Genomic DNA, 7,232 nt, shown 5'->3' with positions numbered 1-7,232 from the left:
GCCTCCTACGCCAAGGGCGGCAAGGGCGCCGAGATCGCCTATGACGTGGTGGCCTCGCCCCTCGGGCGGCTCTTGGTCGCCGCCACTGCCAAGGGGATCTGCTTCGTCTCCCTCGGCACCAGCGACGCGGCGCTGCTGGAGACGCTGGAACGGGAATTCCCGCAAGCCAGCAGCATCGTCCGGGACCGCCATTCCATCGCCCAGTCCGTGGCCGTGGTGATCGACTACCTGGAGGGCAAGACGCCCCACGCCGAGCTGCCGCTGGACGTGCGCGCCACCGCCTTTCAACGGCGGGTCTGGCAGGAGCTGATCGCTATCCCCTGCGGCGAGACCCGGACCTATTCCGAGATTGCCGAGCGCCTTGGAGTCCCTAAAGGCCAGCGGGCCGTGGGGCGGGCCTGTGCGACCAACCCGGTCTCCCTGGTCATTCCCTGCCACCGCGCCCTGCGCGAGGACGGCGGTCTCGGCGGCTACCGCTGGGGCGTCGAGCGCAAGGCCCGCCTCCTGGAGAACGAAGCGGCGCGCGCGGAGTAGATTGCCCGGTTACGGCGACCGGCACAGCCGGCCAGCCAGCGGTGCGGTTCCCATGCTTCGAGACGGTCGCTGCGCGACCTCCTCAGCATGAGGGACCGGGGCGGGCCTCACCCTGAGGAGCGGTTCGCAGAACCGCGTCTCGAAGGGTGCGGCTCGTCGCCCGCAAGATCTGCGATTGCTGGGTAGAACCTCAGAGGTAGCGCCCGCGTTCCAGGATCTCGAGCGTGTACTGCTTGTAGGTCATGCCCAGTTCGCGGGCGCGCTTGGCGCGCCGACGCACCACCTCCACCGGGGGACTTTTCCAGGCCTCCGCCCTGGCGCGCTTCCAGGCGTAGAGGTGCCAGCCGGAGGGCGCCAGCGGCGGCCCGGCGTTGTGGCCGATGCCGATCTCCCGCAGCGGCAGGGTGTCGGGGCGCAGGCGTGTGTCCATCGGGATAACTTACTGAGAACGCGGGCCTATTCACAATCCCCGCGGGGAGCGGTTCCCAATCGCCCGATCATGTTCTATTACGGAAGACATGTTACCGCGAAGCAGTACCCAGCGGATCATTCGCCTGGAGAGGCTGCAGCCGGGCGGGCTGGAGATGAGCGCCCAGGACGTGCCCTTGGAGCTGCGCCGCCATCCGCAGGCCCGGCGCATCAGTCTGCGGCTCAACAAAGCCGGCGACGGCATCGTTCTCGTGCTGCCGCAGCGCACGCCGATCCGTGAGGCCCTGGCCTTCGCCGAGCGCAACAGCGACTGGATCCTCGGGAAGCTGGAGGCGGTGCCGGCGCGGGTGCCCTTTGCCGCCGGCGCGGTCATTCCCGTGTTGGGGGTCGCCCACGTGGTGGAACACAACGCCCGGGCCCGCCGCGGGGTCTGGCGCAGCCCCGGGACCATCACCGTTTCGGGACAGGCCGAACACCTGCCGCGCCGCCTCGGCGATTTCCTGAAGCGCGAAGCCCGCCAGGAAATCTCCCGCCGGGCCCGGGACAAGGCGGCCCGGATCGACCAACGGGTCGGCCGCATCAGCCTGCGCGATCCGCGCAGCCGCTGGGGCAGTTGCTCGAGCAAGGGCGATCTGAGCTTCTCCTGGCGGCTGATCCTCACCCCGGACTATGTGGTCGACTATGTGGTGGCCCACGAAGTCGCCCATCTCGCGGAGCTGAACCACAGCAAGAGGTTCTGGACGCTCACCGCCGGCCTGACGGCGGAGATGGAGCGGGCCAAGGACTGGCTGCGCCGCGAGGGCTCCCAGGTGCACCGCTACGGCTAAGCGCGCCAGTCCCAGATCAGAAGACCGAAAACCGAGGTCTCATGCTTCGAGACGCCGGCTCCGCTGGCCCTCAGCATAAGGGCGGATGGTGGTGAGAGTGATACCGAGGGTGTTCCAGTGTGGTGGCGCATCGCCCGCCCGGCAAGCAGCTAAGCCAGTCCGCAGCGCAGGCACGCGCAAACTGCACTGACTGCACTAACCTTCTCTGACGAGGACTGCAGAGTGTTGCCCGATCTCGGAAGCATCGCCATGCCATCGGGTCATCTAGTGGTGCACTTGTGCACATACTGAGTCCGGCTTCATGCATTTCTATCTTCTATCTCTTGTTTGTCCTCATCCCTTTTGTCCTGTCGGTTTTTGGTATGCCACCGTGTGGATACCCGAAGAACCATGGATCATCTTCGGTCGATCGTAACGTACGGCCTGTGGGCATTTTCTCAGAGCCTATGACCTAATTCTAGCTCCTCTTTTGTGTCTTCCTCCAAGATTGCTGCGGGCGCCTCAATGTTGGATTTTGCGTCTTTTGTCCAACGAGTAAAGTCACCGCACTTCACGTTTATTCTTGTATTACACATAAGCGCTCTTTCCTGAAAAATGGATGATTTTTTTGCAAATACGAGACTGGTACAATCTGCTATAACGCTATGGTTTCTGTCGGTGGATGCACTTTGATTTTCCTCGTAGTTCCAGAACATGAGTTACCCGTTCACGATTGAAAGCTAGGGGAGATGAGAGAATGGGATCATCGATTCGAACGCCACAGTTATTTCTACAGAAACTAGCAACGCTTGCCCTAACCATAAGTTTATTGTTGTTACCTCCATCAACGGTAGTCGCTGCCGTGATCTTCTCGGATAGTGAGTTCCTGGATTCAGATTGGGTAATTCAAAAGCAGGCCGATAGTACCCCTGGAGCTAATGGCACCTTTTCAGTCCAACAAGATACTGGGATCGGAAACCCAGGGCCATCTCAACGGATTGCGCACAGATACACAGCCGATGGGACACGCACACAAAGTTTTGCAACCTGGCACCTCCCAGTCCTACCCGTCTATGACCCGTCGGTAGAGGGTGCTATCTCAAGCATCGACATGAGCGCAGACGTACGAGGGAGCTATCTGTGGCAGTTCTGGCTGTTTCAGGACGGGATTAGCTATCTTCACGATCGCTCGACGTTCGTTTCACGCAACGCGTTCGGAACTTTTTTCGACCCAGGGCTCGTTCCATCGGACTTTACCTGCATAGATGGCCTCCTAGTGTGTCCAGATATGTTGGATTTCTCGACATCAGGTGGCGCCATTACGTTTGGCATGACAGCAGTTACCAGCACCGACGTCACTGGCACTCGAAACAGATTGGGTTATCTGGACAACTGGCAGGCGACAGTCAATCAGGCCGTTGCCGTGCCGGAGCCAGGCACTTTAGCTATGTTTCTGGCAGGCCTACTTGGACTCTTCGCCTTCGCCCGGCGGAACCGTCCGGAGTATTGATCCGCCCGATTAATCTCCAAATGAGCGATCCTAAGTCCGGGTTGAGTACCAACTTCTGGTCAAGTCCACTAGGCTGGGCAGGAAGCCATTCAGGGTCCTGCCACGGTCTATGGGCACGATGACAACCTCGACTGCCCGGCCCTCGGAAACCGTGCGGGGTTGCTGGCCTGCCTAGCCAGTTCGTTGCCTCTTACGCTCAAGGCTGAGCGTGACGCCGGGCAAAGCACGGCAGCGGCTTTTCCGCCACCCTCAGAACCCATGATCAGTTGGTTTTTCCGCCCAGGGCCGTAGCAGCTCTCAAGGAACGGCCTTCTCCACAGAGGGCACCCAGACATAGCCGTCGGGATCGACGATGAAGGCCTCGCGCAGCCCGTGGGGCTTGTCCTGGGCGGCTTGCAGGACGACATGGCCGCCGCCCTCGGCCCGCTGCGCCGCGGCATCGGGATCGACGCCGTAGAGCCGCAGCTCCAGCCCGGCCCCGCGGATCGCCCCGTCGCCGGTGAGGGAGAGCAGGGGGTTGCTGTGGTAGCTGGCATCGGAATGCAGCATCCACTCGTGGCCCCGATGGCGGCAGACCGCGAAGTCCCGCTCGGCATAGACCGACTCGATCTCCAGCACCTCGGTCAGAAAGGCGACGCTGCGCGCCACGTCGCGCACCAGCATGTTGACGCCGAAGCCGCGCAGCGAGCGCCCATAGGCATCCGCCGACATGAAGGCGCTTTCCCGATCCTCCGCCATCTTCCTCTCCCCCAGATCCGCCGGCCTTGCGACAGCCGCTTGGCCATGACTATAAGCGGGTCGGGGCGGCGCCGGTAAATGGCCACTTGCCCGCGTTTGCAGGAGACCAGATGGCCCGCGCCGATAGCCTGACCGTTGCCGTGCTGCTCACCGCCCTGGTGGCGCTGGGGCCGATTTCCACCGACCTCTACCTGCCCTCCCTGCCCGCCATCGGCACGGCCTTCGGCGTCGGCGCCGCCGAGGTCCAGCTCACCCTCTCGGTTTTCCTGGCCGGCTTCGCCTGCAGCCAGTTGATCTACGGACCCCTGTCGGACCGCTTCGGCCGCCGCCCGGTGATCCTGGTGGGTCTGGCGCTCTACCTGGCGGCCACCGCGCTCTGCGTGGTCGCGCCGGACATCGAGATCCTGATCCTGGCGCGCTTTCTCCAGGCCCTCGGGGCCTGCGTGGGGCCGGTGCTGGGCCGCGCGGTGGTGCGCGACGTCTACGGGCGCGAGGGCGCGGCGCGGGTTCTCTCCTACATGGGCATGGCCATGGCCCTTGCCCCCGCCCTGGGCCCGATCATCGGCGGCTACCTGCAGGTCTGGTTCGGCTGGCAGGCGAATTTCTTGGTGCTGGTGGGCTTCGCGGTGGCGCTTCTGCTGGCGATCCTGGCGGTCCTGCCGGAAACCAACCGCTGGATGGACCCGCTGGCCACCAGACCCGGCCGCCTGGTCAGCACCTACCTGATGCTGCTGCGGCATCGCAGCTATCTCGGCTTCGTGCTGATCACCGCCTTTTCCTACTCCGGCATTTTTTCCTTCATTTCCGGATCGGCCTTCGTGCTCATCGGTCTGTTGGGTCTGAGCCCGGACCAATACGGCTTCTGCTTCGCCGCCATCGTCGTGGGCTACATGATCGGGACCTTCTGCTCGGGACGCCTGACCACGCGCCTGGGCCACGGCCCGCTGATCCAGCTCGGCACCCTGGTGCAGTGCCTGGGCGGGCTGCTGGGGGTCCTGCTCTACGGGGCCGACATCCTGACCGTCGCCTCGGTGGTCGGGCCGGTCACGCTGTTCATGGTGGGGACCGGGCTGGTTCTGCCCAACGCCCAGGCCGGTGCCGTCGGCCCCTTTCCCAAGGTGGCCGGCTCCGCCTCGGCGTTGCTGGGGTTCTTCCAGATGAGCCTGGCCGCCCTGGTGGGCATCGCCGTGGGCCACGGCAGCGACACCTCGGCGCTGCCGATGATGGCCGCCATCGCCTTGGTGGCGCTGGGCGCCACCCTCTCCTACTGGCTGATGGTGCGGCCGGCAGCGCCGGAGCCCGCAGAGGCAGATTAGCGCCTCAGTCGCGCTGGCTCTCCCCCTCCCAGAAGGGCTTGCGCTTTTCCGTCTCCGGCGTTGCCCGGGTGGTCTGGCGCTGGGGAGTGGCAGAGCTGTCTTCCGTCAGCCCCTTCAGGATACGGCCGATGAAGCCGCCGATGCCCTTGGCCTCGGCGATCGCCGCCCCACCGCCGCCGGGCAGCGGCTGTTGCGGCAGGCCGTCGAGGGCGCGGGTCATGGTCCTGCCCCAGAGCTGGGCCGGCAGGGTGCCGCCGGTCACCTTGTTCATCGGCCGCCCGTCGTCGTTGCCGAACCAGACACCGGTCACCAGTTCGGCGGTATAGCCGACGAACCAGGCATCGCGGAAATCCTGGCTGGTGCCGGTCTTGCCGGCGGCGGCCCGGCCGGGCTGAGCCGCCTTGCCGGTGCCCCAGACCACCGTGGCCGACATCATGTTGGCCATCTTGGCGATGTTGCCGGCCGTCACCACGTTTTCGCGGCGCTGGCGATCACGGCTGAACAGCAGCTTGCCGCGGCCGTCGCGGATCTCGGTGATGGCATAGGGGTCCACCAGCCGCCCTTGGTTGGCGAAGACCGCATAGGCCCCGGTCAGCTCCAGCAGCGTCACCTCGGAGGCGCCGAGAGCGATGCCGCCGTTGGGCCGCAGATCGCTGCTGATGCCCAGGCGCCGCGCCACCTCCACCACCTTCTTCGGGCCCACCTTCTGGGTCACCCGGACCGCCACCGAGTTCATCGAGCGGGCGAAGGATTCCTGCAGGGTCACGTTGCCGTAGTAGCGCCCAGCGTAGTTCTTGGGCCGCCACTGGCCCATGCGCACCGGGGCGTCGACCACCGGGCTCTCGGGGGTCATGCCGGCTTCGAGCCCGGCCAGATAGACGAAGGCCTTGAAGGCGGAGCCGGGCTGGCGCAGGGCCTGGGTCGCCCGGTTGAACTGGCTGGTGGCGTAGTCGCGCCCGCCAACCATGGCCCGCACCGCTCCGTCCGGTGCCAGGCTGACCAGCGCCGCCTGTTCGGCCTTGCGGGCTTCGGCCTGCTCGCCCAGGAGGCCGGTGAGTTCCTCCCGCGCGATCCGCTGCAGGCCTGGGTCGATGGTGGTGACCACCCGGATGTCGCTGTCGATGCCGCCGAGGTAGTCGCGCACCTGGGCCACGATCCAATCCGCGAAGTAGGGGGCCAGATTGCCGCTGGCCACCCGGGTCGGTGTCTTCTTCGCCAGGGCAGCCGCCGCCTCGGCCTGGGTGATGAAGCCGGACTCCACCATGGTGCGCAGCACCAGACCGGCGCGCTGGTCGGCCCCGGCGGGATCGCGCGTCGGATTGAGCCGCGAGGGCGCCTTCAGGAGACCCGCCAGCAGCGCCGCCTCGTAGAGCGTCACCTCCGTGGCCGGCTTGCCGAAGTAATGGCGCGCCGCGGCGTCCATGCCGTAGGTGCCGGCACCCAGATACACCCTGTTGAGGTAGATCGTAAGGATCTGATCCTTGGTGAAGCGGCGCTCCAGCCAGAGCGCCAGCATGACCTCCTGAATCTTGCGTTTCAGGGTCCGCGCGGAGGTCAGGAAGAGGTTCTTGGCGAGCTGCTGGGTGAGGGTGGAGCCGCCCTGGGAGATCCGCCCGTCGCGGATATTCACGACGGTGGCGCGCAGCAGGCCGCGGAAATCGACCCCGCCGTGCTCGTAAAAGCGGCGGTCCTCCACCGCCACCACCGCTCGGGGCAGGTGCGGGGGCAGCTCCCGCAGGCTGCGGGTGGCCCCGAAACGGTCGCCGAAGGAGGCGAGGCGCGAGCCGTCGGCCGCCACCAGGGTGATGTTCGGCCGGCGGGTCAGCTTTTCGATGGCCCCGCCCTCCCGCAGGTCGTAGGGATACCAGGCGAGCACCCCGGCCACCACCACGCCAAGCC

At 65.6% G+C, this 7,232-nt stretch carries 7 protein-coding genes; 4 read left to right on the top strand and 3 right to left on the bottom strand.

The features are described from left to right. A partial coding sequence (locus Q0996_RS24080) for a methylated-DNA--[protein]-cysteine S-methyltransferase (RefSeq protein ID WP_299626260.1) occupies nucleotides 1-534 on the top strand: 534 nt, incomplete at its 5' end. Nucleotides 535-724: 190 nt separating this feature from the next. Here Q0996_RS24080 and Q0996_RS24075 read toward each other — a convergent pair. Then, nucleotides 725-964, bottom strand: coding sequence for a hypothetical protein (locus tag Q0996_RS24075; RefSeq protein WP_299626257.1), 240 nt, complete (start codon nucleotides 962-964; stop codon nucleotides 725-727). Nucleotides 965-1,052: 88 nt separating this feature from the next. Here Q0996_RS24075 and Q0996_RS24070 point away from each other — a divergent pair, with 88 nt between their 5' ends. Further along, the gene (locus Q0996_RS24070; RefSeq protein WP_299626254.1) at nucleotides 1,053-1,790 is read left to right on the top strand and encodes a M48 family metallopeptidase; all 738 of its coding nucleotides are present in this window, start codon (nucleotides 1,053-1,055) and stop codon (nucleotides 1,788-1,790) included. Between the two features lie 1,090 nt (nucleotides 1,791-2,880). Continuing rightward, nucleotides 2,881-3,279: a PEP-CTERM sorting domain-containing protein gene (locus Q0996_RS24065; protein ID WP_299626251.1), complete on the top strand. Its 399-nt coding sequence runs from the start codon at nucleotides 2,881-2,883 to the stop codon at nucleotides 3,277-3,279. Nucleotides 3,280-3,576: 297 nt separating this feature from the next. Here the strand turns inward: Q0996_RS24065 and Q0996_RS24060 are convergent, their stop codons facing one another. Further along, entirely contained in the window at nucleotides 3,577-4,017 is a 441-nt protein-coding gene (locus Q0996_RS24060; protein WP_299626248.1) for a glyoxalase/bleomycin resistance/extradiol dioxygenase family protein, read from the bottom strand. A gap of 110 nt (nucleotides 4,018-4,127) precedes the next feature. Between Q0996_RS24060 and Q0996_RS24055 the strand changes: the two genes are divergently transcribed. Then, complete coding sequence (locus tag Q0996_RS24055) at nucleotides 4,128-5,333, top strand: multidrug effflux MFS transporter (protein ID WP_299626246.1); 1,206 nt, start codon at nucleotides 4,128-4,130, stop codon at nucleotides 5,331-5,333. Between the two features lie 4 nt (nucleotides 5,334-5,337). Here Q0996_RS24055 and Q0996_RS24050 read toward each other — a convergent pair. Beyond that, nucleotides 5,338-7,232, bottom strand: a 1,895-nt coding sequence (locus Q0996_RS24050; protein WP_299626243.1) for a transglycosylase domain-containing protein, incomplete at its 5' end; no start/stop codon positions are given.

The organism is Pelagibius sp. (assembly GCF_028289705.1).
GTDB lineage: Bacteria > Pseudomonadota > Alphaproteobacteria > Kiloniellales > Kiloniellaceae > Pelagibius.
The sequence above is the reverse complement of the archived record's forward strand: the minus strand, read 5'-3'. Positions and strand labels throughout refer to the sequence as shown.